16 protein-coding genes are annotated in these 23296 nt (G+C 67.5%); 14 read left to right on the top strand and 2 right to left on the bottom strand.

Features of this window, described 5'->3' with window-relative positions; genetic code table 11:
- The 11 genes from ABLE91_RS01215 (at nt 1) to ABLE91_RS01165 (ending at nt 12492) form a co-directional block, all read left to right on the top strand.
- Nucleotides 1–2889: a flotillin family protein gene (locus ABLE91_RS01215; RefSeq protein ID WP_348927666.1), complete on the top strand. Its 2889-nt coding sequence runs from the start codon at nt 1–3 to the stop codon at nt 2887–2889.
- A 9-nt stretch (nt 2890–2898) separates the two neighbouring features.
- Nucleotides 2899–3336 carry an SRPBCC family protein gene (locus tag ABLE91_RS01210; RefSeq protein WP_348927664.1) on the top strand — a complete coding sequence of 146 codons (438 nt, stop codon included), beginning with the start codon at nt 2899–2901 and terminating at the stop codon, nt 3334–3336.
- A gap of 2 nt (nt 3337–3338) precedes the next feature.
- A complete protein-coding gene (locus ABLE91_RS01205) occupies nt 3339–3791 on the top strand; it encodes an SRPBCC family protein (protein WP_348927662.1) in 453 nt (150 codons plus the stop codon).
- Between the two features lies 1 nt (nt 3792).
- Nucleotides 3793–4614: an FAD binding domain-containing protein gene (locus ABLE91_RS01200; protein WP_348927660.1), complete on the top strand. Its 822-nt coding sequence runs from the start codon at nt 3793–3795 to the stop codon at nt 4612–4614.
- Between the two features lie 10 nt (nt 4615–4624).
- The gene (locus ABLE91_RS01195) at nt 4625–5107 is read left to right on the top strand and encodes a (2Fe-2S)-binding protein (RefSeq protein WP_348927658.1); all 483 of its coding nucleotides are present in this window, start codon (nt 4625–4627) and stop codon (nt 5105–5107) included.
- 11 nt (nt 5108–5118) lie between these two features.
- Entirely contained in the window at nt 5119–6873 is a 1755-nt protein-coding gene (locus ABLE91_RS01190; protein WP_348927656.1) for a xanthine dehydrogenase family protein molybdopterin-binding subunit, read from the top strand.
- Nucleotide 6874: 1 nt separating this feature from the next.
- Nucleotides 6875–7918: a xanthine dehydrogenase family protein molybdopterin-binding subunit gene (locus tag ABLE91_RS01185; protein WP_348927654.1), complete on the top strand. Its 1044-nt coding sequence runs from the start codon at nt 6875–6877 to the stop codon at nt 7916–7918.
- A gap of 4 nt (nt 7919–7922) precedes the next feature.
- Nucleotides 7923–8807 carry an AAA family ATPase gene (locus tag ABLE91_RS01180; RefSeq protein WP_348927652.1) on the top strand — a complete coding sequence of 295 codons (885 nt, stop codon included), beginning with the start codon at nt 7923–7925 and terminating at the stop codon, nt 8805–8807.
- Nucleotides 8804–9916: a vWA domain-containing protein gene (locus ABLE91_RS01175; protein WP_348927651.1), complete on the top strand. Its 1113-nt coding sequence runs from the start codon at nt 8804–8806 to the stop codon at nt 9914–9916. The genes ABLE91_RS01180 and ABLE91_RS01175 overlap by 4 nt, the downstream gene beginning before the upstream one ends.
- 83 nt (nt 9917–9999) lie before the next feature.
- A complete protein-coding gene (locus ABLE91_RS01170) occupies nt 10000–10848 on the top strand; it encodes an N-acyl homoserine lactonase family protein (protein ID WP_348927649.1) in 849 nt (282 codons plus the stop codon).
- Between the two features lie 15 nt (nt 10849–10863).
- Complete coding sequence (locus ABLE91_RS01165) at nt 10864–12492, top strand: isochorismatase family protein (protein ID WP_348927647.1); 1629 nt, start codon at nt 10864–10866, stop codon at nt 12490–12492.
- Between the two features lie 27 nt (nt 12493–12519).
- On the opposite strand, the gene ABLE91_RS01160 is transcribed toward ABLE91_RS01165, so the two are convergent.
- On the bottom strand, nt 12520–13224 hold the full coding sequence (locus ABLE91_RS01160; protein WP_348927645.1) for a glutathione S-transferase N-terminal domain-containing protein: 705 nt from the start codon (nt 13222–13224) through the stop codon (nt 12520–12522).
- Between the two features lie 89 nt (nt 13225–13313).
- Entirely contained in the window at nt 13314–14480 is a 1167-nt protein-coding gene (locus tag ABLE91_RS01155; RefSeq protein WP_348927644.1) for an MFS transporter, read from the bottom strand.
- A gap of 574 nt (nt 14481–15054) precedes the next feature.
- Here ABLE91_RS01155 and ABLE91_RS01150 point away from each other — a divergent pair.
- The 3 genes from ABLE91_RS01150 to ABLE91_RS01140 are packed head-to-tail and all read left to right on the top strand — an operon-like array spanning nt 15055 to nt 22776.
- The gene (locus tag ABLE91_RS01150; protein WP_348927642.1) at nt 15055–16329 is read left to right on the top strand and encodes an MdtA/MuxA family multidrug efflux RND transporter periplasmic adaptor subunit; all 1275 of its coding nucleotides are present in this window, start codon (nt 15055–15057) and stop codon (nt 16327–16329) included.
- A gap of 25 nt (nt 16330–16354) precedes the next feature.
- Nucleotides 16355–19444: an MdtB/MuxB family multidrug efflux RND transporter permease subunit gene (locus ABLE91_RS01145; RefSeq protein ID WP_348927640.1), complete on the top strand. Its 3090-nt coding sequence runs from the start codon at nt 16355–16357 to the stop codon at nt 19442–19444.
- On the top strand, nt 19441–22776 hold the full coding sequence (locus ABLE91_RS01140) for an efflux RND transporter permease subunit (protein WP_348927638.1): 3336 nt from the start codon (nt 19441–19443) through the stop codon (nt 22774–22776). The genes ABLE91_RS01145 and ABLE91_RS01140 overlap by 4 nt, the downstream gene beginning before the upstream one ends.
- Nucleotides 22777–23296 lie beyond the last annotated feature (520 nt).

Below are 23296 nucleotides of genomic sequence, written 5' to 3'. Positions count from 1 at the left end.
ATGACGGGACAGCTGATCGGATCGCTGATCCTCTGGCTGATCGTGGCGGTGATCATCATCGCCATCATCGTCTATCTGGTGAACTGGCTTTATCGCCGGTCCTCGAAGGAGGTCTCCTTCGTCCGCACCGGGCTGTTCGGCGAAAAGGTGGTGATCAATGGCGGCGCCTTCGTGCTGCCCATCATCCACGACGTCACGCCGGTGAACATGAACGTGCTCCAGCTCGCGGTGACGCGGGCGAACAATGACGCGCTCATCACCCGCGACCGCATGCGCGTGGATATCGACGCCGAATTCTATGTCCGCGTGCGGCCCCAGCGCGAAGCCGTCTCGGTGGCCGCCGCCACGCTCGGCCGGCGCACGCTCCAGCCGGACCAGCTCAATGCGCTGCTCTCGGGCAAATTCATCTCGGCGCTGCGCACCGTCGCCTCCGAGATGACCATGGAGGAGATGCACGAGCAGCGCGGCACCTATGTCCAGCGCGTCAAGGATGCCGCGGCCGAGGCGCTCGACCAGAACGGCCTCGTGCTGGAATCGGTGGCGCTCACCGATCTCGACCAGACCGACCTGCAATTCTTCAACCCGTCCAACCGCTTCGATGCCGAGGGCCTGACGCGCATCATCGAGGAGATCGAGGACAAGCGGAAGCTGCGCAACGACATCGAGCAGGATGCGATGATCCGCATCCGCACGCGCAATCTCGAAGCCGAGCGCCAGGCGCTCGACATCGAGCGCGAGAGCGAGGGGGCGCGGCTGGAGCAGCAGCGCGAGATCGAGATCAAGCGCGCCGTGCAGCGCGCCGAGGTGGCCCGCGAGCGCGCCGTGCGCGACACCGAGGCGGAGCAGGCGCAGATCACCTCCCGCGAGGAGATCGAGAAGTCGCGCATCGCCAATGAGCGCGCCATCAGCGAGGCGCGCATCGCCTCGGAGCGGGATATCCGCCAGCAGGAGATCGCCCGCACCCAGGCTGTGGAGGAGGCCGAGATCGTCGCCCGCGAGCAGGTGGAGAAGGCGCGCATCGCCAACGATCAGGCCATCAACACCGCCCGCATCGCTTCCGAGCGCGACATCCGGCAGAAGGAGATCGAACGTACCCGGGTGCTAGAGGGGGCGGAGATCGCCGCCCGCGAGGCAACCGATAAGGCCCGCATTCTCCAAGAGACTGCGGTGAATGCCGAGCGCATCGTCCGCGAGCAGGAGGTGCGCAACCGCGAGATCGAGCGCACCCGCACGATCGATCAGGAGGATATCGCCGCGAAGGAGGCGGTGGAGACCGCCCGCATCGCCCAGGAGGAGCGGCTGCGCGCGCTCCAGATCGCCCGCAACAAATCGCTGGACGAGGCCGAGATCGCCGCGCGCGAGGCGGTGGAGAAGGCGCGGATCGCCCAGGAGAACGTGATCACGGCGGAGCGCATCGCGCAGGAGCAGAGCAAGCGCCTGCTGGAGATCGGGCGGACGGAGACCCTCGAGGCAGCGGAGATTTCCGCGCGCGAAACCGTCGAGAAAGCCCGCATCGAGCAGGAGAAGACCGTCTCCGGCGATCGCATCCGGCGCGACGAGGAGATCCGCAACCTGGAGATCGCCCGCAACCAGGCCATCGACACCGCGGAGATTTCCGCCCGCGAGGCGACGGAAGCCGCCCGCATCGCGCAGGAGAAGGTGGTGGCGGCCGAGCGCATCGCCGCCGAACTCGCCACGAAGGAACTGGAGATCCGGCGCAACGCCAATCTCGAAGCCGCCGAGTTGAAACGCCGCGACGTGGTGGAGCGCCAGCGGATCGCCACCGAGCTTGGTCTCGACGAGGAGAAGATCAACTCCGCCAAGACCCGCGAGATGCTGCAGATCGCCCAGAAGAAGGCCGTCGAGGTGGCCGAGGAAGATCGCGCCATCGTGCTGGCCGCCAAGAAGGTGGAGCGCACCGACGCGGACAAGGCGCTGCGCCAGGCCGAGATCACGGCGCGCCAGCAGGTGGAGACCGTGGACATCGCCCGCGAGCAAGGGCTGGAGGCGGCGCGGATCGAGCGGCGCCGGGCGCTGGAGCAGCTGGAGATCGCCCGCACCCAGGCGCTCCAGGAGGCGCAGATCGCCTCCAACGAGGAGGTGGAGCGGGCCCGCATCTCCTCCGACCGGGGTCTGGACGAGGCGCGCGTCGGTCGCCAGCGCGAACTGCGCAAGCTGGAGATCGAGCGCGAGCGCGATGTGGAGTCCGCCGCCATGGACAAGGCCATCGCCCTCTATGCGAAGTCCCTGGAGGAATCCGCCGCGCAGGCCAATGCCGAGATCGCCCGCGCCAAGGCGGTGGAGGCGGAGGAGCAGGTCAAGACCGTCCGCGAAAGCGAGACGGCCAAGCGGCGCAAGAGTGTCGAGATCACGCTCGCCGAGAAGGCGGCGGAAGAATCCCGTATCGCGGCCGGGGCCGAGAAGGTCCGCCGCGCGGTGGAGGCCGAGGCGCAGAAGCTCCTCTACGAGGCGGAGAACGTGCTCAGCGACGGCGCCCGCTACGGAATGTTCCGCCGCCGGCTGCTCGACAAGATCGAGGGGATCGTACGCGAGAGCGTGAAGCCCATGGAGAAGATCGAGGGCATCCGCATCCTTCATGTGGACGGGCTCGCGGGGATGAGCGGCACGGGCGGCGCGGCGCGCTCGCCCACCGACGAGGTGATAGAATCCGCGCTGCGCTACCGAGTGCAGGCGCCCATGATCGATCAGGTCTTGAAGGAGATCGGCATCGAAGGCGGGAACCTCGCCAAGATGGGCGGGCTCATGCGCGAGGCCTCCGACATGCAGCGCGTCGCCAAGGATGCGCAGCCGGCGAAGCCCAAAGGCGGGTCGGGTGGCGGGTCGGGCGGAGGCTCCGACGGCGGCGCTGGCCCGGCAGAGAAGGCGTGAGGTAGGACCATGGCTCGCGTCTACGTCTCAAGTGTCATCGGCGCTCCCGCCGTCAAGGTCTGGGCCCGCGTGCGGGACTTCAACGGCCTGCCGAACTGGCACCCCGCCATCGCGGAGAGCCGCATCGAGAATGGCGAACCGGCCGACAAGGTGGGCTGCATCCGCGCCTTCGCCTTGCGGAACGGCGACCGGCTGCGCGAGCAGCTCCTCGGCCTGTCGGACTACGACATGTTCTGCACCTATTCGATCCTCGATTCGCCCATGCCACTGACCAATTATGTGGCGACGCTCCGGCTGACCCCCATCACCGATCAGGAGCGGACCTTCATCGAATGGTCAGCGGATTTTGACTGCGCGCCGGAGCGCGAGACGGAACTCGTCGGCGGCATCGGCGGCAACGTGTTCCAAGGCGGATTCGATGCCCTCAAGCGCGCATTCGGGGGGTGACCATGCCCCATGTCGTCCGCAGCACGATCATCGACGCGCCGGTGGACCGGCTCTGGTCACTCCTGCGCGACTTCAACGGCCATGACAAATGGCACCCGATCGTCGCCTGGAGCGAGATCGAGCGCGCCAACCCATCCGACCGGGTGGGCTGCGTGCGCCGCTTCCTCCTGCGCGACGGCAGCGAGCTGCGCGAGCAGCTCCTCACCCTCTCGGATCTTGAGATGACCTTCAGCTATTGCCTGCTGGACACGCCGATCCCGCTCTTCAACTACGTGGCGCATGTGCGGCTGCTTCCGGTGACGGACGGCAACCGGAGCTTCTGGCACTGGGAGAGCCGCTTCACCACGCCGCCGGGGCGGGAGGCGGAACTGGCGCAGATCGTCGGCGACGAGGTCTACACCAACGGCATCGAAGCGGTCCGCCGCCTGCCGCAGATCGCCCGCGAGGAGGCTTGAAATGCTCGACGTGAGAAGCTGCGCGAGCCTTTCGGAAGCGGCCGGCATCCTCTCCGGCGACCGGCAAGCGCTGCTGATCGGCGGCGGCACGCTGGTGATGCGCGACGTCAATGAAGGCCGGCTGACGGAGGGCACGCTGGTGCGCGTCACCGATCCGGCCTTCCGGCAGATGAGCGTGAGCGGCGCGCGGGTCGAGATTGGCGCCGGCGTGACCATGGCCATGGTGCTCGCCAGCCGGGATCTCGCCTATCTGCACGGGCCGGCGCGCGGCATCGGCGGGCCGGCGATCCGGAACATGGCAACCATCGGCGGCAATCTCTTCGCCGGAACGCCCTATGGCGACTTCACCGTGGCGCTTCTCGCGCTCGATGCCCAGGTGGTGCTTCAGGCGGGCTATGGCTCCGGCCGGGCGGTGCCGCTGGAGGACTTCCTTGCCGGGCGCGAGCGGGGCGGGCAGGGGCTGGTCACGGCGGTCCAGTTCGCCCGGCCGCAGAACCCGTCCGATTTGCATTTCCGGAAAGTCAGCCGGGTGAAGCCGAAGGGCATTTCGGTGCTCTCCATCGCCGCGCACCTGCCGCTCTCCGGCGGGCGTGTGGCGCCGGCGCGTGTCGCCTATGGCGCCATGGCACCGACGCCCATGCGCGCCCGCGGCGTGGAGCGCGCGCTGGAAGGCAAGCCGCTCGATGCGGCCGCCATCCAGGCAGCGAAGCAGGCGGCCCTGGAAGGCTGCCGGCCGGCCACGGATGCCATCGCCAGCGAATGGTACCGGCGCGAGATCCTGCCCGTTCATCTCGGCCGGCTCCTGGCCGGCGAGCCCCGTTGAGGAGACGATCATGGCCAAGCTCCCGGTCCAGTTCCGCCTCAATGGGGCCGACCGCGCCACCTTCGTCGATCCGGCCGGAACGCTGCTGGACATGCTCCGGCGCGGCCTCGGCGACTTCGCCCCGAAATATGGCTGCGGGCAGGGCACGTGCGGGGTCTGCACCGTGCTGATCGACGGCGAGCCGCACCTCTCCTGCCTGACGCTGGCGGTGACATGCGAGGGCCGCCAGATCGAGACCGCCTCTGGCATGGCAGACGGGCCGAACCTTCAACCGCTGCAGGAGGCGTTCATGGACCATTTCGCGGCCCAATGCGGCTTCTGCACGCCCGGCATGCTCACCGCCGCGCGGGCGCTTCTGGCGAAGAACCCCAACCCCACCCGCGAGGAGGTCATCGACGGGATCAGCGGCAACATCTGCCGCTGCACCGGCTACGAGCCGATCATCGCGGCGATCCTAGCCGCTGCCGCCGCCCCCGGCGCAAGACGGGCCTGAAGGAGGCTGCCATGCTGGAGATGCGCAAGGACATCTTCGCCGACGAGCGCGACGACAATCTCAATGTCGTCGGCAAGGGCGTGCAGCGCCAGGATATGCCCGGGCATGTCACGGCCCGCACGCGCTTTTTCGATGACCATGCCTTCGACGGGCTGTTGCATCTGAAGGTGGTGCGCAGCCCTCACCATCATGCCCGCATCCGCTCCATCGATGTCTCGGCCGCCGAGCGGGCGCCAGGGGTGAAGAAGGTGCTGCGCGGCGCCAACGTGCCGGTGAACAAGAACACGCTGCTCAGCTTGATCAATTTCGGCAAGGACGATGAGCCGACGCTGGCCGTGGACAAGGTCCGCTACAAGGGCGAGCCGGTGGTGGCCATCATCGCCGAGAGCGAGGCAGCGGCGCTTTCGGCGCGCAAGCTGGTCCGCATAGACTACGAGCCCCTGGTGCCGGTCTTCGATGTGGAGGAGGCGCTGAAGCCCGGCGCGCCCGTGGTCAACGAGACCTATCCCGGCAATTACTTCGAATATCACGACCGCTTCGACCACCAGAAGCTCCGCTTCGGCGATGTGGAGCGGGCCTTCGCCCAGGCCGACATCGTGATGGAAGAGCGCTACCAGATGTCTCCCATCGAGCATGCGCCGACCGAGACCAACGGAACCATCGCCGCGCCCGAGCACAATGACCGCTATGTGGTGCACACCTGCGCGCAGGGCCTGTTCTTCTCGCTGGGCACTACGGCGAAGATCGTGGACCTGGAATCCAACCGGCTGCATTTCATCGGCGGCACGGTGGGCGGCGGTTTCGGCGGCAAGGTGGATTCGCTCACCGAGCCCCTCGCCGTGCTCGGCGCCATGCTCACTGGAAAGCCGGTGCGCTACGTGCTCGATCGCGAGGAGGAGATGCTTTCCGGCTCGCCGCGCGGCGCCGAGCGCATCTTTGTCAAGGACGGACTGATGCGGGACGGACGCATCATCGCCCGCCACATCCGCAGCTATTTCGACGCCGGTGCCTATACCCGCCTGTCCAGCTATGCGGCCATCAAGTGTACCGCCCATGTGCCGGGCCCGTACTCGATCCCGAACGTCTCCTCCGACATCTATGTCAGCTACACCAACCGCTGCCCCTCCACCGCCATGCGCGGCTTCGGCGTCACCGCCGTGGACTTCGCCATCGAGGTCCAGATGGATCGCCTCGCCGAGGCGGCCAATATGGACCCCATGGAGTTCCGCATCCTCAACGCCTATCGCGATGGGGACATGAAGGCGCACCGCCGCGCCGCCAAGAACACCGCGCTCATCGAATGCGTGCAGGTGGCGGCGGAGAAGGCGAACTGGCCGATCTCCGAACAGGCGAAGCGCCAGTCCTCCGTTGTCGGCGGCGGCGTCGGCGAGCGGGCGCAGATCCCGGCGACGCCGGTCGACCAGAGCGGCCAGATCGGTAGGCCCGACACGCGCGGCGGCCCCACGACGCAGGTCCTGCCCGCCGGCACGATGCGCATTCCGTTGACCAAGCGGCCGGTGTTCGAGGGGGCCCGCGACAACCGGCCAGCGCCGATGCAAGTGCCCCGCTACGAGCCGGCACGGCCTGTCGTCCCCCCTCCGCCGTCTTATCAGCCGGCGCAGCCACCGTACCAGCCGGCAGCGATCCAACCACCACCGCCGGCCTATCAGTCGCCGCCCGCTCCTGCCGCCTCTCCGCCCGCTCCGGCGCAGACGCAGCATGGCGCGGTGCGGTTCTCTTCCGTCTTCGGCACGAGGAGGCGCTGAGATGGCGCGCCATGAAGGCCGCGGCATGGCCTCGGTCAATTATCCCATCGGCATGAATCTCGGCGGCGACCCGAGCCAGGCCCTGGTCCATTCCAATCCGGACGGCAAGTTCACCGTCGCGCTCTCGGCCATCGATCTCGGCCAGGGCATGAAGCAGGTGAGCCGCCAGATCGCCGCCGAGACGCTGGGCGTGCCCATCGAGGACGTCTATGTGGACACCGCCGACAGCGATACCGGCCCCCACGACATGGGCAGCTTCGCCTCCCGCGGCACGCACCGCATGGGCAACGCCGTCATCGCCGCCTCCCGCGAGGCGCGCGGCGTGCTGATGGAGGCGGCGGCGGAGGAGCTTGAGGTCAATGCCGCCGACCTCGTCACCGACGGGCGCGGCAACATCCATGTGCGCGGCGCGCCCTCGCGCAGCATCACGGTGAAGGCCACCGCCCAGGCCGCCCAGTTCAAGCAGGGCCGCACCATTGCCGGGCGTGGCATCTTCCTCATTCCCCTCTCGGCGGTGGATGCCGAGACCGGCGAGATGAACCCCAACACCGATTTCGCCCATGCCTGCCTTGTCGCCGACATCACGGTGGATGACGAGACCGGCGAGGTCACGGTGCTGCGGATGACCAGTGCCTATGAGCTTGGCCGCGTCATCAATCCGCGCATGGTGGAGCAGCAGCTCGTGGGCGGCGCCTGGATGGGGATCAGCCACGCGCTCTATGAGACGCCGGAGCCCTATTATCCCAATCCCGACCACGGCCCGCGCGACTTCAACGAATATCTGATGCCGGGGCCGGGGGACATCGCGCCCTACCACGTCACGGTGCTGGAGCGGCCGGCGCCGGATGGCCCCTTCGGCGGCAAGGGGCCGGGCGAGATGTGCGCCAACCCCGTGCTGCCGGCCATCGCCAACGCGATCTATAACGCGGTGGGCGTGCGCGTGGACGAATTGCCCATCACGCCCGAGAAGATCCTGAAGGCTATCCGCGCCAATGGCGGCGTGCGCCCGCAGCCGCGCCGTGGCGGCCCGGTCAATTGGCGGTGACGGCATGACGCTGCGCACCACCGTCTCCGGCATTTCGAGCCCCGAGGACCTGGCCGAGGCGCTGCGCGCGGCCATGTATCTGGCGGACGACGGCATCGCCACCGCTGGCTATCTCGCCCTCGCGCTGGGCAAGCCGCTGCTGCTGGAAGGCGCGCCCGGCGTCGGCAAGACCGAGGCCGCCAAGGCGTTGGCCGGCATTCTCGGACGCCAGCTCATCCGACTGCAATGCTTCGAGGGCATCGACGCGGCCGCCGCGCTCTATGAGTGGAACTATCCGCGCCAGATGCTGGCCATCCGGCAGGCGCGCGAGGGCGAGAGCCTCGACATCTATCGCGACGATTTTCTCATCGAGCGGCCCATGCTGACCGCGCTCAGGCGGCCGGACTCCACTGTCCTCCTCATCGACGAAATCGACCGCTCGGACCATGAGTTCGAGGCCTTCCTTCTGGAATTCCTCTCCGATTTCTCCATCTCCATCCCGGAGCGCGGAACGCTGCGCGCAGCGGAGCGGCCGGTGGTGGTCCTCACCTCGAACCGCACTCGCGAACTGCACGAAGCGCTGCGGCGGCGCTGCGTCTATCACTACATCGCCTATCCCGAGGCGGAGCGGGAGGCGCAGATCATCATGCTGCGCTCCTCCGCCGTGGCGGAGAGCACGGCGAGGGCCGTGGTCCATGCGGTGGGGCTGCTCAGGCAGGAGCCGCTCGCGAAACCCCCGGGCGTGGCCGAGGCGGTGGACTGGGCGGAAGCCGCCACCGCGCTCGCGCACAGCGGGGCGCCCTGGCCGGAGGCGTTCCGGCGCTCGCTCGGTGCGGCCATCAAGGACGAGGAGGATCTCGTCCATCTGCGTCCGCGCCTGCCTTTGATCATTCCGGGACTGGCGGCATGATCGCGCCGCTCCCCGCCGCCGCGCGCCCGCTCGTCGCCTTTCCGACGCTGCTGCGCGGAAACGGCTTTGCCGTCGCGCCCGAACAGACCACGGCGTTCCTGATGGCCGTGGAACTGCTCGGCCCGCGCAGCATCGCGCACGTGCGCAAGGCGGCGGTGGCGACGCTTGCCCCCCATCCCGAGCAGCGGGACCGTTTCGACGCGCTGTTCGACATGCATTTCCTCGGCGCTTTTGCCGAGCCGGGCGAGGACGATTGGGCGCCGGACGAGGAGATGTCGGTCCAGGAGGATTCCGGTTCCCGCGAAATCCTCATCGCCGAGGAGATCAATGAGACCGGGCAGGCTGCGACCGGCGCCGAGGCGCTGTCCCTGCGGCGCCTGCGGACTATGGACGAGAGCGAGACGTTGCGCCGCTTCGGGCGGGCGCTGCCGGCCGCCTTGCCGCGCCGCAGGGGCTATCGCCATCGCGCCGCGCGGCGCGGGCCCACGGTCGATCTTGCCCGCAGCCTGAAGGACGCCATCCGCCATGACGGCGAGGTGATGAGCCTGAAGAAGCTCCGGCGCGTCACCCGCCCGCGCCCCATATTGCTGCTCATCGACGTCTCTGGCTCCATGAAGCAGCGCAGCGACGCCAACCTCGCCTTGGCCCACGCCGTCATCCAGGCCGCGCCGCGGGCGGAGGCTTTCACCTTCGGCACCCGGCTCACCCGCGTGACGCGCGCGCTGCGCCGGCGTCGGCGCGAGCACGCGCTCAGCGAGGCTTCCGGCCTCGTCGCCGACTGGGATGGCGGCACGCGCATCGGCGATGCCCTGCTGGCCTTTCTCGCGGTGCCGCGCTTTGCCGCCTATGCCCGTGGCGCCGTTGTCGTCGTGCTGTCGGACGGGCTGGAACGGGGCGATCCTTCCGCCCTCGTCGGCGCGGTCGCGCGGCTTGCGGCGCGGGCCCATGGCATCCACTGGCTCACTCCGCTCGCTTCGGACCCGGGCTACCGGCCGGAAACCGAGGCGCTGCGGCTGATCGCGCCGCGGCTTGCAAGCCTCACCGATGGCGGGAGCACCGCTCGGATCTGTCGGCACATCCTCTCGCTCGGAGGCGCGAAGGCGGCGTGACCGAGCGGCCCGAGGGCAAAATATTCAACGAGATCGCGGGGCGGGCCTGCTGCCTCGCTCGATAACTTAAGGGGAGGACGTTCATGGCGCTCGAAATCAAGGTTCTCGACTATGGCGACATCGAGCTCGAGTCGAGCTTCCTCGTGCTGGGACGCGACTGTGGCCGTGTGCGCCGCGTGCCGACCTATGGTTTCCTCGTCCTCGGCGGCCCCTGGCCCATCGTGGTCGATACCGGCTACCGCAACAACCAGATCATGGAGAGCCTCGGCATGCGCGGCCTCCAGTTCCACGAGAACATGATCGAGAACCAGCTCGCCAAATACGGCGTGCGCATGGGCGATGTGCGCTATGTGCTGCACACGCACCTGCATATCGACCATGCGGGGAAGGACGATCTCTTCCCCATGAACACCACGGTGATCGTCAACCGGCGGGAGCTTGAATATTCGGTCTCCGGCCTGATGCACCCGCAGTATCCGGCGCCCGACATCAAGCACCTCGTGGACCGCCTGCACACCCGCGACGCGCTGCGCTTCGAAGACCTCGAACTGTCCGGCCCCATCGAGCTGTTCCCCGGCTGCTACCTGGAGGCGGCCGGCGCGCACACGGAAGGGTCCATGAACGTGCATGTGGACACGGTGGAAGGCCGGGCAACCCTCTGCGGCGACGTGATCTACGACTTCAACGACCAGATCGTGACCCCCTTCCACGAACTTGGCGACAACGAGCCGCGCGTCACCGGCAACCATGGCGGCTCGAAGCGCGGCGAGAAGGCGGCCATCAAGAAGCTGCTCTCAAGCTCGAAATTCCTGCTGCCGGTGCACGACAAGCCGGCGAAGATCGCCCATGGGCTGGTGGTGGGCCGCATGGACATGGCGATCCCCGGCCCGGTGGTGCAGTCGTTGCCGGCGCGCAACTGGTTTGCGGCCTGATCCGGGGCTCGCATCATGACAACCCATGCTGCCGTCCGCCCCGGTTTCGCCGACCTGATGGACCTCTGGGCGCCGGTGCGCCAACTCGGCACCGGGTTCGAATTCTCGGAAGGGCCGGTCTGGCATCCGCGCGAGCACCATCTGCTGTTCTCGGACATGCCCGGCGACGTGCGCCGCCGCTGGGACAAGAGCGGCGTGCGCGAGGTCAAGCGGCCGGCGAACAAATGCAACGGGATGACCTATGACGCCGACCTCAACCTGATCGTCTGCGAGCATGCCACCTCGACCCTGGTGCGCGAGCGGCCGGACGGCCGGCGCGAGGTGCTGGCCTCGCATTTCGAAGGCATGGAGCTGAACAGCCCCAACGATGTCTGCGTGAAGTCGGACGGGTCGATTTATTTCTCCGACCCCTGGTATGGCCGCATGCCGCTCTATGGGGTCGAGCGGCCCCGCCAGCTCGGCTTCCAGGGGGTCTATCGCATTCCGCCCGGCGGCGGGGCGCCGGAACTGCTGGTGGACCGCTATCTCTTCGACCAGCCCAACGGTCTGTGCTTCTGCCCCACCGAGGACCGGCTGTTCGTCAACGATACGGTCCAGCACAATATCCGCGTCTTCGACGTGCTGCCGGACGGCAGGCTCGGCTCCGGCCGGATTTTCGCCTCGGACATCGTCTCGGCGAGCGAGCCCGGCGTGCCGGACGGGATGAAGTGCGATGCGCAGGGCAATGTCTGGGTCTGCGGCCCGGGCGGCGTCTGGGTCTATTCGATCCAGGGCGAGCTGATCGGCAAGGTGCGCGTGCCTGAACTCGTCGGCAATCTCGCCTGGGGCGGGCCGGACTGGCGCACGCTTTTCCTCACCGCCACCCATTCGCTTTACGCCGTCGAGACCATGATCGGCCCCCGGATCGAGCCCTACATGAAGGCAGCCGGCGCCGAGGCCCGTCCGAGCCCTGGCGGCGCGGCGGCGGATCGACCAGTCACCGGCGTCACCGCGGCGGCCTCGATAGCCGCGAGCGGCGTGAAGAAGGCCGCGCCGGGCTACGGCCTCGACCCGGCACGCTGCGCGCTCATCATCCAGGACATGCAGAACGACGTGGTCATGGAGGGTGGGGCCTTCGCCTCGTCCGGCTCGCCGGCCCATTGCCGGCAGCAGAACGCCATCGCCAACGCGGCGCGGCTGGCCGAGGCGGCGCGATCACGCGGCATCCCGGTGATCCATGTGTGGTTCATCGTGGAGCCCGGCGCGCCCGGCGTGACCATGAACGCCCCGCTCTTCGAGGGGCTTGCGGACACCAAGGCGCTGGTCCGCGGCACGTGGGGTGTCGCGCCGGTGCCCGGGCTCGAGGCGCAGAGCGGCGACCATGTGGTGGAAAAGCAGCGCATGAGCGCGTGGGAAGGCACGCGCCTTGAGACCGTGCTCAAGGCGCTCGGCCGCGACGTGGTGATCGTCACCGGCGCCTGGACCAACATGTCCATCGAGCACACGGCCCGCACCGGCGCCGACAAGGGCTATTTCATGGTGGTGCCGGAAGATGCCTGCTCCACCATGAATGCCGAATGGCACACCGCCTCGGTGAACTATGCCCTGCAGAACGTGGCCATAGTCACGGATGTCGAGGCGGTGATGGCTGCGACGCGCGAGTGATGCCGAGCCTGAAAGTCTCCCGACGGCTCAGGGCCGCTTGGGAATGTCCAGCCCGCGCTGCACGGCGGGGCGCGCGAGGCTGCGCTCCAGCCAGCCGGGAACGTGCTTCAGCGTGTCGAACTCCACCAGTTCCCGGGCGCCGTAGAAGCCGACGAGGTTGCGCACCCAGCCGATGAGGGAAATGTCGGCAATGGTGTAGTCGTCGTCCATGATCCATTGCCGCCCGTCGAGGCGCGTATCGAGGACGCCGAGCAGGCGCTTGGATTCATCGCGATAGCGCTCGAGCGGGCGCTTGTCGGCGATCTCGCGTCCGGCGAATTTGTGGAAGAAGCCCACCTGGCCGAACATCGGCCCCACCGCCGCCATCTGGAAGAAGACCCACTGGATGGTCTCGTAGCGCCGGGCCGTGTCGGCCGGCAGCAGCTTGCCGGTCTTCTCGGCAAGATAGAGCAGGATCGCCCCGGATTCGAACAGCCCCAGCGCCGCGCCGTCCGGCCCGTCGGGATCGATGATCGCCGGAATCTTGCCGTTGGGATTGAGCGAGAGGAATTCGGGGGTCCAGCTCTCGTTCTGGCTGATATTGACCGCGTGCGGCTCGTACGGGAGGCCGATCTCCTCAAGCGCGATGGACACCTTCACGCCATTCGGCGTCGGGAAGGAATAGAGCTGAAGGCGGTCCGGGTGCGCGGCCGGCCAGCGCTTGGCAATGGGGAAAGCGGAAAGGTCAGGCATTGGAAACTCCACCGGAATCGATATCCGAAATCGCACGCGACGATAGCGGGGCTTGGCGGGCGCGCAACGGCGATGCCCCGATCATCGCCTCACGCAGGCTCGTTGGCGCTTCGCATGAGCGCGAGCGTGATGCATGCCGTAAGCACCAGCCCGAGGGACAGGCCGCAGACACCCTTCCAGCCCGCGACGGTCCAGGCGAAGGCCCCGGCAAGGGAGCCGAAGGCGCCGCCGCCATAGGTCGCCACCATGTAGACGGTGTTGATGCGGGCGCGGATGCCGTCGCCCACGGTGAGGATGCGGGTCTGGTTCGCGACCTGCCCGCTTTGGAGGCCGAAATCCAGGAAGTTCACTGCCAGGATCAGCGCCAGCAGCGAGATCGCCCCCAGCCAGCCCGCCAGCACGAAGGCGACCATGACGAAGACCAGCGAGGCCACATTCACCCAGAATGCCCCGTAGCGGTCCGACAGCCGCCCGGCCATGGGGGAGAGCAGGGCGCCCGGCGCGCCATAGAGCCCGAACAGGCCGATGGCCGCCGGCCCGAGCGCGAAGGCCGGGCTCGAAAGATGGAACGCCAACGTCGCCCAGAAGGCGGAGAAGGCGCCGAAGACGCAGAAGCCGAGGACCATGGACAGCCGCAGGGGCCTGATCGCCAGCAGCGAGGCGAGGGAGCGCATGAGCGCGAAATAGCCAAGGCCGCCCGGCTGTCGCGGCCTCTGCGGCATCAGTTGCGGCAGCAGCAGGAACAGGCCGCCGGTGAGCAGCGCCGCCACCATATAGGGCGCGCGCCACGAGCCGCTCATCTCGGCAACCCCGCCCGAGGCGGTGCGCGTGAGGAGAATGCCGAGGACCAGCCCCGTCTGCAGGGCACCGATGACCCGCCCGCGATGACGCGGCTCCACGAGGCCCGAGGTGAAGGGGATGAGCAGTTGCGGCACCACGGTGGTGGTGCCGAAGGCAAGGCTGGCCAGCGCGAGGGCGGAGATGGTGGGTGCGAACGCCGCCCCGACGAGCGACAGGGTCGTCAGCAGCAGCAGAACCCGCAGGAGACGGCGCGGATCGATGGCGTCGGCCAGCGGCAGGATGAACAGGATGCCGAGCACGTAGCCGGCCTGCGAGGCCACGGCCACGAGGCCCGCGGCCTGCTCCGTCACGCCGAAGCTGACCGCCATCTCGTGCAGGAGCGGCTGGCACAGATAGACGTTGCCCACCGTGATGCCGCAGCCCGCCGAGAAGGCCACGAGCACTGAGCGTTGCACGGCCGGCTGCGCCGCCGCGCCTGATACCATTTCATGAGCCACAGGGCGCGTGATCCCGCATTTGCTGTCCTGCAGCAAAATAGCGGTATTGCGCCGCCGTGCCGGCAGGGGCGGCGCGGCATTTTGGCAGGGTGGTGCCATGGCGGGCCGCGGCGCGAGCGGTTGGAAGCCTTCGCTGCCGCGCGCATGGAGGAGATCGGCGACACCATCGCCGTCCCGCCTGGGATGGCGCCGGCTACATTGCGGGACAGAATATTCCGCTGTACGGCAGGGGCGGGGCGCTCAGTTTGAGCGTTTCCATTGCATCGGCCACGTCTTCATCGAGTAAACATTCCGTAACGTAATGCGGGATTGCCAATTTGTAACAATCATCAGCTTCGCCACAGCATATATAATTCCGTAAGCATGCAATGCATTTACACGCCGGCAGAAACCATATGCCGTATCAAGGCGCCGAAATATCGCCGCAGATCAGCAATCTTTTAGCGCCCGATTCCACGGATGATCTGTCCGGAGCGAACTGTCACCGCGTCGGAGAGGGATTTGTCCCTTCCGCGCTTCGGAATGCGTCCACATGAATGACCCGCGTCCGCTAGGGGATCTGAAGGGCGAGCCCATCGCCATCGAGGGGCTGAACCCGCGCAAGCGGCGGCGGTTTCCGTGGTCTGCCGTCATCTTCCTCCTGCTCCTCGCCTTGGTCGGCGCGGGCTGGTTCATCCGGCCCAACGCGACAGCGCCCGCCGGCGGGCGCGGGGGCGCCGGAGCTGGCCCCATTCCGGTGGCCAGCGCCACGGCGCAGAAGGCCGACCTGCCCATCATGCTCACGGCGCTGGGAACGGTTACCCCGCTCGTCACCGTCACCGTGAAGAGCCAGATCAGCGGGCGTCTCACCGCCATCTCCTTCAAGGAGGGGCAGGATGTGAAGGCGGGCGATCCGCTCGCCGAGGTGGACCCACGCCCCTATGAGGCGGCGCTCCAGCAAGCGCAGGGCCAGCTCGCCCGCGATCAGGCGCAGCAGAAGAACGCGCAAATGGACCTTGAGCGCGTGAAGCCGCTGGTGGCCAAGAATGCGGCCTCCCAGCAGCAGGTGGACACGCAGGATGCCCTGGTGAAGCAGTGGGAGGGCACCATTGCGGTGGATAAGGCCCAGGTGCGCACCGCCGAGCTGAACGTGGAATATTGCCACATCGTGGCGCCGGTCGCCGGCCGGGTGGGCATCCGCCTCGTGGACGTGGGCAATTATGTCCAGGCGGGGGATTCCAGTGGCATCGTGGTGATCGCCCAGCTCAAGCCCATCACCGTGGTGTTCTCTTTGCCCGAGGATCAGGTTCCCGCGGTGCTGCGGCGCGTGTCGGCGGGCGCGGAACTGCCGGTGACGGTGTTCGACCGCAACCGGCGGGCGCAGATCGCCACCGGCAAGCTGACCACCGTGGACAATCAGGTGGACGTCTCCACCGGCACGGTGAAGCTGAAGGCGGAGTTCCCGAACACCGACGATGCCCTGTTCCCCATCCAGTTCGTCAATGTGGACCTGCTGGTGGACACCCTGTCGGGCGCCACCGTCATTCCCTCGGCCGCCGTCCAGCGCGGCGCGCCGGGCACCTTCGTCTATCTGATCCAGCCGGACGAGAGCGTCACCGTGCGCAAGGTGGTGCTTGGTCCGAGCCACGATGACAAGGTCGCCGTCACCAGCGGCCTCGCGCCCGGCGACAAGATCGTGCTCGACGGCGCCGACAAGCTGAAGGAAGGCGCCAGGGTGCGCGAGCCGGACGCTCAGCGCCCTGCGCAGCAAGGCGCCGCCACCGTTCCGCCCGACGCGCCCCGGCGCAGCCAGAGGCCGGCGCAATGACCGGGCAGGGCAGGGAGCATACGGCGTGAACCCGTCCCGCCCCTTCATCGAGCGCCCGGTCGCCACCTCGCTCCTGATGGCGGCGCTGCTCCTGGTGGGCATGGTGGCGTTCCGCTTCCTGCCGCTCTCCGCATTGCCCGAGGTGGACTACCCGACCATCGCGGTGCGCACCTTCTATCCCGGGGCGAGCCCGGAAGTGATGACCTCCTCGGTCACCGCGCCGCTGGAGCGCCAGCTGGGGCAGATGGCGAACCTGAAGCAGATGTCGTCCGTCTCTTCGGCGGGCGCCTCCATCATCACGCTCCAGTTCGGCCTCGATCTCACCCTCGACATCGCCGAGCAGGAGGTGCAGGCGGCTATCAACGCTGCCGGCAACCTCCTGCCCTCCGACCTGCCGGCCCCGCCCATCTATGCCAAGGTCAATCCCGCGGACGCGCCCATCCTGACGCTGGCCGTCACCTCCAAGACCATGGACCCGACGGCGCTGGAGGACCTTGCGGACACGCGCGTTGCGCAAAAACTGTCCCAGGTGTCCGGCGTCGGCCTGATCAGCCTCTCCGGCGGCCAGCGGCCGGCAGTGCGCATCCGCGCCAACATCTCCGCGCTCGCCGCCTACGGCCTCAACCTGGACGATCTGCGCACCTCCATCGCCAATGCGAACGTCAACACGCCGAAGGGCAATTTCGACGGGCCGATGCGCGCCTATACGGTGAACGCCAACGACCAGATCCGGGACCCCGCCGTCTACAACAACCTCGTGATCGCCTATCGCAACGGCGCGCCGGTCCGCCTCTCGCAGGTGGCCGAGGTGATCGCCGGCGCGGAGAACGACAAGCTCGCAGCGTGGATGAACACGACGCCCGCCATCATCCTCAATGTGCAGCGCCAGCCCGGCGCCAACGTCATCGGGGTGGTGGACGAGATCAAGGCGCTGCTGCCGGAGCTGACCGCGACGCTCCCCGCGGCCGCCGAGGTCACCATCCTCACAGACCGCACCACCACCATCCGCGCCTCGGTGCAGGACGTGGAGTTCGAGCTCGCCTTCGCGGTGGTGCTGGTGGTGCTGGTGATCTTCGTGTTCCTGAGGGACATCCCGGCCACCATCATCCCGAGCCTGTCGGTGCCGCTCTCCATCGTCGGCACGTTCGCAGTGATGTATCTGGCGGGCTTCAGCCTGAACAATCTCTCGCTGATGGCGCTCACCATCGCGACAGGGTTCGTGGTGGACGACGCCATCGTCATGATCGAGAACATCGCCCGCTATATCGAGGCGGGGATGAAGCCGCTGGAGGCGGCGCTGAAAGGCTCGGCGCAGATCGGCTTCACCATCGTGTCGCTGACCGTGTCACTGATCGCGGTGCTGATCCCGCTGCTCTTCATGGCCGATGTGGTGGGCCGGCTGTTCCGCGAGTTCGCCATCACGCTGGCGGTCACCATCCTGATCTCGGCGGTGGTGTCGCTCACCCTCGTGCCCACCATGTGCGCCCGCCTGCTGCGTGCCCGGCCGGAGCGGGAGCATGCGCCGAAGAAGACCTGGTTCGATGGCCTCGTGGAGCTTTACGGCCGCGCGCTGAAGGTGGTGCTGCGCCATCAGCCGGCAACCCTGGTGGTGGCCGTCGGCACGCTGGCGCTCACCGTCGCGCTCTATGTGGCGATCCCCAAGGGGTTCTTCCCGGTGCAGGACACCGGCCTCATCCAGGGCGTGTCGGAAGCCAGCCAGTCCATCTCCTTCGCCGGCATGGCGGAGCGCCAGCAGAAGCTGGCCGCCGCCATCCTGAAGGACCCCGACGTCGCCGGCCTCTCCTCCTTCATCGGCGCAGACGGCACCAACACCACCCTCAATACCGGCCGGTTCCTGATCCAGCTGAAAGACCATGGCGAGCGCTCGGAGAAGATCTCGCAGGTCATCCGGCGCATCACCCATAACGTCGCCGACGTGACCGGCATCTCGCTGTATCTGCAGCCAGTGCAGGACCTCAGCGTGGATTCCACGCAGGGGCGGGGGCAGTACCAGCTCTCGCTGGAAGACACCGACATCACCGAGCTGTCGAAATGGGTGCCCCGCCTCGTGGACCGCCTGTCGCAGCTGCCGGAGCTGGCGGACGTTTCCTCGAACCTTTTGGACAAGGGCCTCGCGGTGGACATCACCATCGACCGCGACAGCGCCTCGCGGTTCGGCATCACTGCCGCCACCGTGGACAACGCCCTTTATGATGCGTTCGGCCAGCGCATCATCTCAACCATCTTCACCCAGACCAACCAATACCGGGTGATCCTGGAGGCGGACCCCGCGCTCCAGGCGACGCTGAAGTCGCTGGACAATGTACACCTTCCCTCGTCCGGCGGCGGGCAGGTGCCGCTCTCCGCCATCGCGACGGTCAATCCCCGTCCGGCCCCGCTCCAGGTCAACCATATCGGCCAGTTCCCGGCGGTCACCGTTTCGTTCAACCTTGCGCCGGGCGCCTCGCTCGGCGCGGCGGTGGAGGCGGTGAAGCAGGCGCAGGCGGAGATCGGCCTGCCGGCGAGCATCGTCACCTCGTTCCAGGGCGCGGCGCTCGCCTTCCAGGCGGCGCTCGGCGATGAGCTGCTGCTGATCCTCGCCGCCATCCTCACGGTCTATGTGGTGCTGGGCGTGCTCTATGAGAGCTACATCCACCCCATCACCATCCTCTCCACGTTGCCGTCCGCTTCCATCGGGGCGCTGCTGGGGCTCATGGCCACCGGCGGCGAGCTCGACATCATCGGCATCATCGGCATCATCCTGCTCATCGGCATCGTGAAGAAGAACGCGATCATGATGATCGACTTCGCCCTCGATGCCGAGCGCAACCAGGGCCTGCCGCCCGCTGAAGCCATCTACCAGGCCTGCCTGCTGCGGTTCCGGCCCATCCTCATGACCACCATGGCCGCCATCCTCGGCGCGTTGCCGCTGGTGCTGGGCTCGGGCCCCGGTTCCGAGCTGCGCTCGCCCTTGGGCATCACCATCATCGGCGGCCTCGTGGTGAGCCAGGTGCTCACTTTGTTCACGACGCCGGTCATCTACCTCGCCTTCGACAGCCTCGCGGCCCGCCTGCGGCGCCTCACCGGGGGCACCGCGAAGGAGGCGGCGCGGTGAACCTCTCCGCGCCCTTCATCCGCCGTTCGATCGCGACCACCCTCCTCACCTTCGCGATCGCGGCGGCCGGCGGGCTCGCCTTCTTCAAGCTGCCGGTCTCGCCGCTGCCGCAGGTGGACCTCCCCACCATCCAGGTGACCGCCTCCATGCCGGGCGCGAGCCCCGAGACCATGGCCTCCACGGTGGCGACGCCGCTGGAGCGCCATCTCGGCCAGATCGCCGACGTGAGCGAGATCACCTCCTCCAGCAGTGTCGGCTCCACGCGCATCACGCTCCAGTTCGGCCTCGACCGCGACATCGACGGCGCCGCGCGGGACGTGCAGGCGGCCATCAACGCCGCGCGGGCCGATCTGCCCACGGCGCTGCGCAGCAACCCCACCTACAGGAAGGTGAACCCGGCCGACGCGCCCATCATGATCCTGGCCCTGACCTCGGACACGCTGAGCCGCGGCCAGCTCTATGATTCCGCCGCCACCGTGCTCCAGCAGAAGCTCTCGCAGGTGAAAGGCGTCGGGCTCGTCACCATCGGCGGCTCATCGCTGCCGGCGGTGCGGGTGGAGCTTAATCCTCACGCCCTCTCGCAATACGGCATCGGCCTGGAGGACGTGCGCGCCGCGCTCGCCGCAGCCAACGCCAACTCGCCCAAGGGCGCCATCGAGATGGGCGAGCGGCGCTACCAGATCTATTCCAACGACCAAGCCTCCCACGCGGATGCCTATCGCGGCCTCATCATCGCCTATCGCAACGGCGCGCCGGTGCGGCTCACCGACGTGGCCGAGGTGACGGATTCGGTGGAGAACATCCGCAATCTCGGCCTCGTCAACGGCAAGCCCTCGGTGCTCGTCATCATCTCCCGCGAGCCGGGCGCCAACATCATCGATACGGTCGAGCGGGTGCGCGCGGTGCTGCCGGAGCTCCAGGCGTCGATCCCCGCCGACATCGGCGTGACCATCGCGCAGGACCGCACCGCCACCATCCGTGCCTCCCTCAACGACGTGGAGCGCAGCCTGATCATCGCCGTGATTTTGGTGGTGGTTGTTGTCTTCGTGTTCCTGGGCGATCTGCGCTCCGCGCTCATCCCCTCCATCGCCGTGCCCGTCTCGCTGATCGGCACGTTCGGGGTGATGTATCTGCTCGGCTACAGCCTCGACAATTTCTCGCTCATGGCGCTCACCATCGCCACCGGCTTCGTGGTGGACGATGCCATCGTCGTGCTGGAGAACGTGGCCCGCCACATGGAGGAGGGCATGCCGCGCATGGAGGCGGCATTGAAGGGCGCGAAGGAGGTGGGCTTCACCGTGCTCTCCATGAGCATCTCGCTCATCGCCGTCTTCATCCCGATCCTGCTCATGGGGGGCATCGTCGGCCGGTTCTTCCGCGAATTCTCGGTGACGCTGTCGGTGGCCATCGTGGTGTCGCTCGTCGTCTCGCTCACCACCACGCCGATGATGTGCGCCCGGCTGATGCGCGAGCGCGACCCGGCACACAGGCCCGGCCGGCTGGCCCGGACCGCGGGGCGCGTCTTCTCCGGCGTGCTCCATGTCTATGACCTGTCGCTCGGGTGGGCACTGCGCCATTCCGTGCTCGTCCTGCTGCTGCTCGCCGCCGCCATCGCGCTCAATGTCCACCTGTTCACCGTGGTGCCGAAGGGCTTCTTCCCCCAGCAGGACATCGGCATGCTCATCGGCGGCGTGCAGGCAGACCAGTCCATCTCGTTCCAGCTCATGAGCAAGAAGCTGGAGCGGTTCGTGGAGATCGTGAAGAGCGATCCGGCGGTGGAGAACGTGGTCGGCTATACCGGCGGCTCGCAGACCAATTCCGGTTTCGTGTTCGTGAGCCTGAAGCCGCTCTGGGAACGCGACGTCTCCGCCGATGAGGTGATCGCCCGCCTGCGCCGGCGCCTCTCCAGCGTGCCCGGCGCGACGCTGTTCCTCCAGGCCATGCAGGATGTGCGCGCGGGCGGGCGGCAGTCCAATGCCCAATACCAGTACACCCTCCAGAGCGACGACCTCGCAGCGCTCCGGCAATGGGCGCCCAAGATCACCGAAGCCCTCCAGCACGTGCCGGAACTCGCCGACGTGAACTCCGACAGCCAGGAGAAGGGGTTGGAGGTGGACCTCGCCATCAACCGCGATATGGCGGCGCGGCTGGGGCTCACAATGAGCCAGATCAGCAACACGCTCTACGATGCCTTCGGCCAGCGTCAGGTGTCCACCATCTACGCGCCGCTGAACCAGTATCACGTGGTGATGGAGGTGGCCCCGCAATACTGGCAGGACCCGCGCACCCTGGACGACATCCGCATCAGCACGTCAGGCGGCGCGCTCGCCGGCAGCGCCTCCACCGCCGCCCTCGTGGCGGCATTGCCGAGCACGGCACCCCTGGCAGCCGCTGTGGTCGCCGCGGCTTCCGGCGCATCCGCCGGCACCGGCCAGTCCGCGACATCCGCACCGGGCGCGAGCGGCGGCTCCTCCCTCGACACCGATGCGGTGCGCAACAGCAACACCAACCGCATCGCCAATTCCAGCCGGTCCAGCGCCTCCACCGGCGCGGCGGTGAGTACGCGCTTCGAGCCTTCGGTGCCGCTCTCCGCCTTCGCCACTTTCGCGCCGGGAACGACGCCGCTCGCGGTGAACCACCAGGGGCTGTTCGCAGCTTCCACCATCTCGTTCAACCTGCCGCCCGGAAAGACTATCGGCGAGGCGGTGGAGGCGATCCGCGCCACCATGGTGAAGATCGGCGTGCCCGCCACCGTCCACGGCACCTTCCAGGGCACCGCCAAGCTGTTCCAGCAGTCGCTGAGCAGCCAGCCGGCGCTGATCCTGCTGGCGCTCATCACTGTCTACATGGTGCTCGGCATCCTCTATGAGAGCTACATCCACCCCATCACGATCCTGTCCACCTTGCCGTCCGCCGGCATCGGCGCGGTGCTGGCGCTGATCCTGTTCCACAAGGAATTCAGCGTCATCGCCATGATCGGCGTGATCCTCTTGATCGGCATCGTGAAGAAGAACGCCATCATGATGGTGGACTTCGCCCTCGACGCCGAGCGCGCGCGCGGCCTCTCGCCGGAGGCGGCGATCCGGGAGGCATGCCTCAAGCGCTTCCGCCCGATCCTGATGACGACGCTGGCCGCGGTGTTCGGCGCGCTGCCGCTGGCGCTTTCCACCGGCACCGGGTCGGAGCTGCGCCAGCCGCTGGGCATCGCCATCATCGGCGGCCTCCTGGTGAGCCAGGTCCTCACCCTCTATTCGACGCCGGTGGTCTATCTATGCCTCGACCGCCTCCGCCGCCGCTCGAAGGCGCTTCCCGCGGCCGTGCCGGCGGAGTAGCCCGGACTGCGCGGTCATCGAATTGCGGGCCGCTGGGGTGGAAGAGGGCTTCTAGTTGTCGAAGCTATGAAGGGTGTTCATCCGAGGATGGGCTGAGGCGCTGGGGTTACGAAGCCCACCGACCCTGAGCCGAAGATCTCCTCGGGATGAAGATTCAGAAGAACGCCCCCCTACCGAGCGTAGAGAATGACGTCGCGAACTTCGCCCGCCCGTTTTCAATGACCGAATAAGACCAAAAGGGCGCTCTAAAGTATATGATCAATACATGATGACTGGAGCAGGTTAAAATCGCGGGCGACCCCCTAAGTGTCCCAGTCGCACATCCGTCATAGTGTGAAAGATTGCGTAATATTTTTGATATTTACAGGCAGAGATTTTATCTATTGAAAAGTCGAAGGTTCATGTCCTCTGACGCGCTTTATGTTCTAGTTTTGTGCCGATTGGTGGGGTCGATAGTTTTCGAATAAGGCTTCTTTTGCTGGGGGGAAGTCCAGATGTCTTTGCGTAAAACCCTTCTTTC

It is taken from the genome of Aquabacter albus (assembly GCF_040049275.1).
Lineage (GTDB): Bacteria > Pseudomonadota > Alphaproteobacteria > Rhizobiales > Xanthobacteraceae > Aquabacter.
The sequence above is the reverse complement of the archived record's forward strand: the minus strand, read 5'-3'. Positions and strand labels throughout refer to the sequence as shown.

Excerpts from the sequence above, each read along its gene's own strand:
- ABLE91_RS01215 (WP_348927666.1), top strand. The coding sequence starts at position 1 with ATGACGGGACAGCTGATCGGATCGCTGATCCTCTGGCTGATCGTGGCG.
- ABLE91_RS01210 (WP_348927664.1), top strand. The coding sequence starts at position 2,899 with ATGGCTCGCGTCTACGTCTCAAGTGTCATCGGCGCTCCCGCCGTCAAG.
- ABLE91_RS01205 (WP_348927662.1), top strand. The coding sequence starts at position 3,339 with ATGCCCCATGTCGTCCGCAGCACGATCATCGACGCGCCGGTGGACCGG.
- ABLE91_RS01200 (WP_348927660.1), top strand. The coding sequence starts at position 3,793 with ATGCTCGACGTGAGAAGCTGCGCGAGCCTTTCGGAAGCGGCCGGCATC.
- ABLE91_RS01195 (WP_348927658.1), top strand. The coding sequence starts at position 4,625 with ATGGCCAAGCTCCCGGTCCAGTTCCGCCTCAATGGGGCCGACCGCGCC.
- ABLE91_RS01190 (WP_348927656.1), top strand. The coding sequence starts at position 5,119 with ATGCTGGAGATGCGCAAGGACATCTTCGCCGACGAGCGCGACGACAAT.
- ABLE91_RS01185 (WP_348927654.1), top strand. The coding sequence starts at position 6,875 with ATGGCGCGCCATGAAGGCCGCGGCATGGCCTCGGTCAATTATCCCATC.
- ABLE91_RS01180 (WP_348927652.1), top strand. The coding sequence starts at position 7,923 with ATGACGCTGCGCACCACCGTCTCCGGCATTTCGAGCCCCGAGGACCTG.
- ABLE91_RS01175 (WP_348927651.1), top strand. The coding sequence starts at position 8,804 with ATGATCGCGCCGCTCCCCGCCGCCGCGCGCCCGCTCGTCGCCTTTCCG.
- ABLE91_RS01170 (WP_348927649.1), top strand. The coding sequence starts at position 10,000 with ATGGCGCTCGAAATCAAGGTTCTCGACTATGGCGACATCGAGCTCGAG.
- ABLE91_RS01165 (WP_348927647.1), top strand. The coding sequence starts at position 10,864 with ATGACAACCCATGCTGCCGTCCGCCCCGGTTTCGCCGACCTGATGGAC.
- ABLE91_RS01160 (WP_348927645.1), bottom strand. The coding sequence starts at position 13,224 with ATGCCTGACCTTTCCGCTTTCCCCATTGCCAAGCGCTGGCCGGCCGCG.
- ABLE91_RS01150 (WP_348927642.1), top strand. The coding sequence starts at position 15,055 with ATGAATGACCCGCGTCCGCTAGGGGATCTGAAGGGCGAGCCCATCGCC.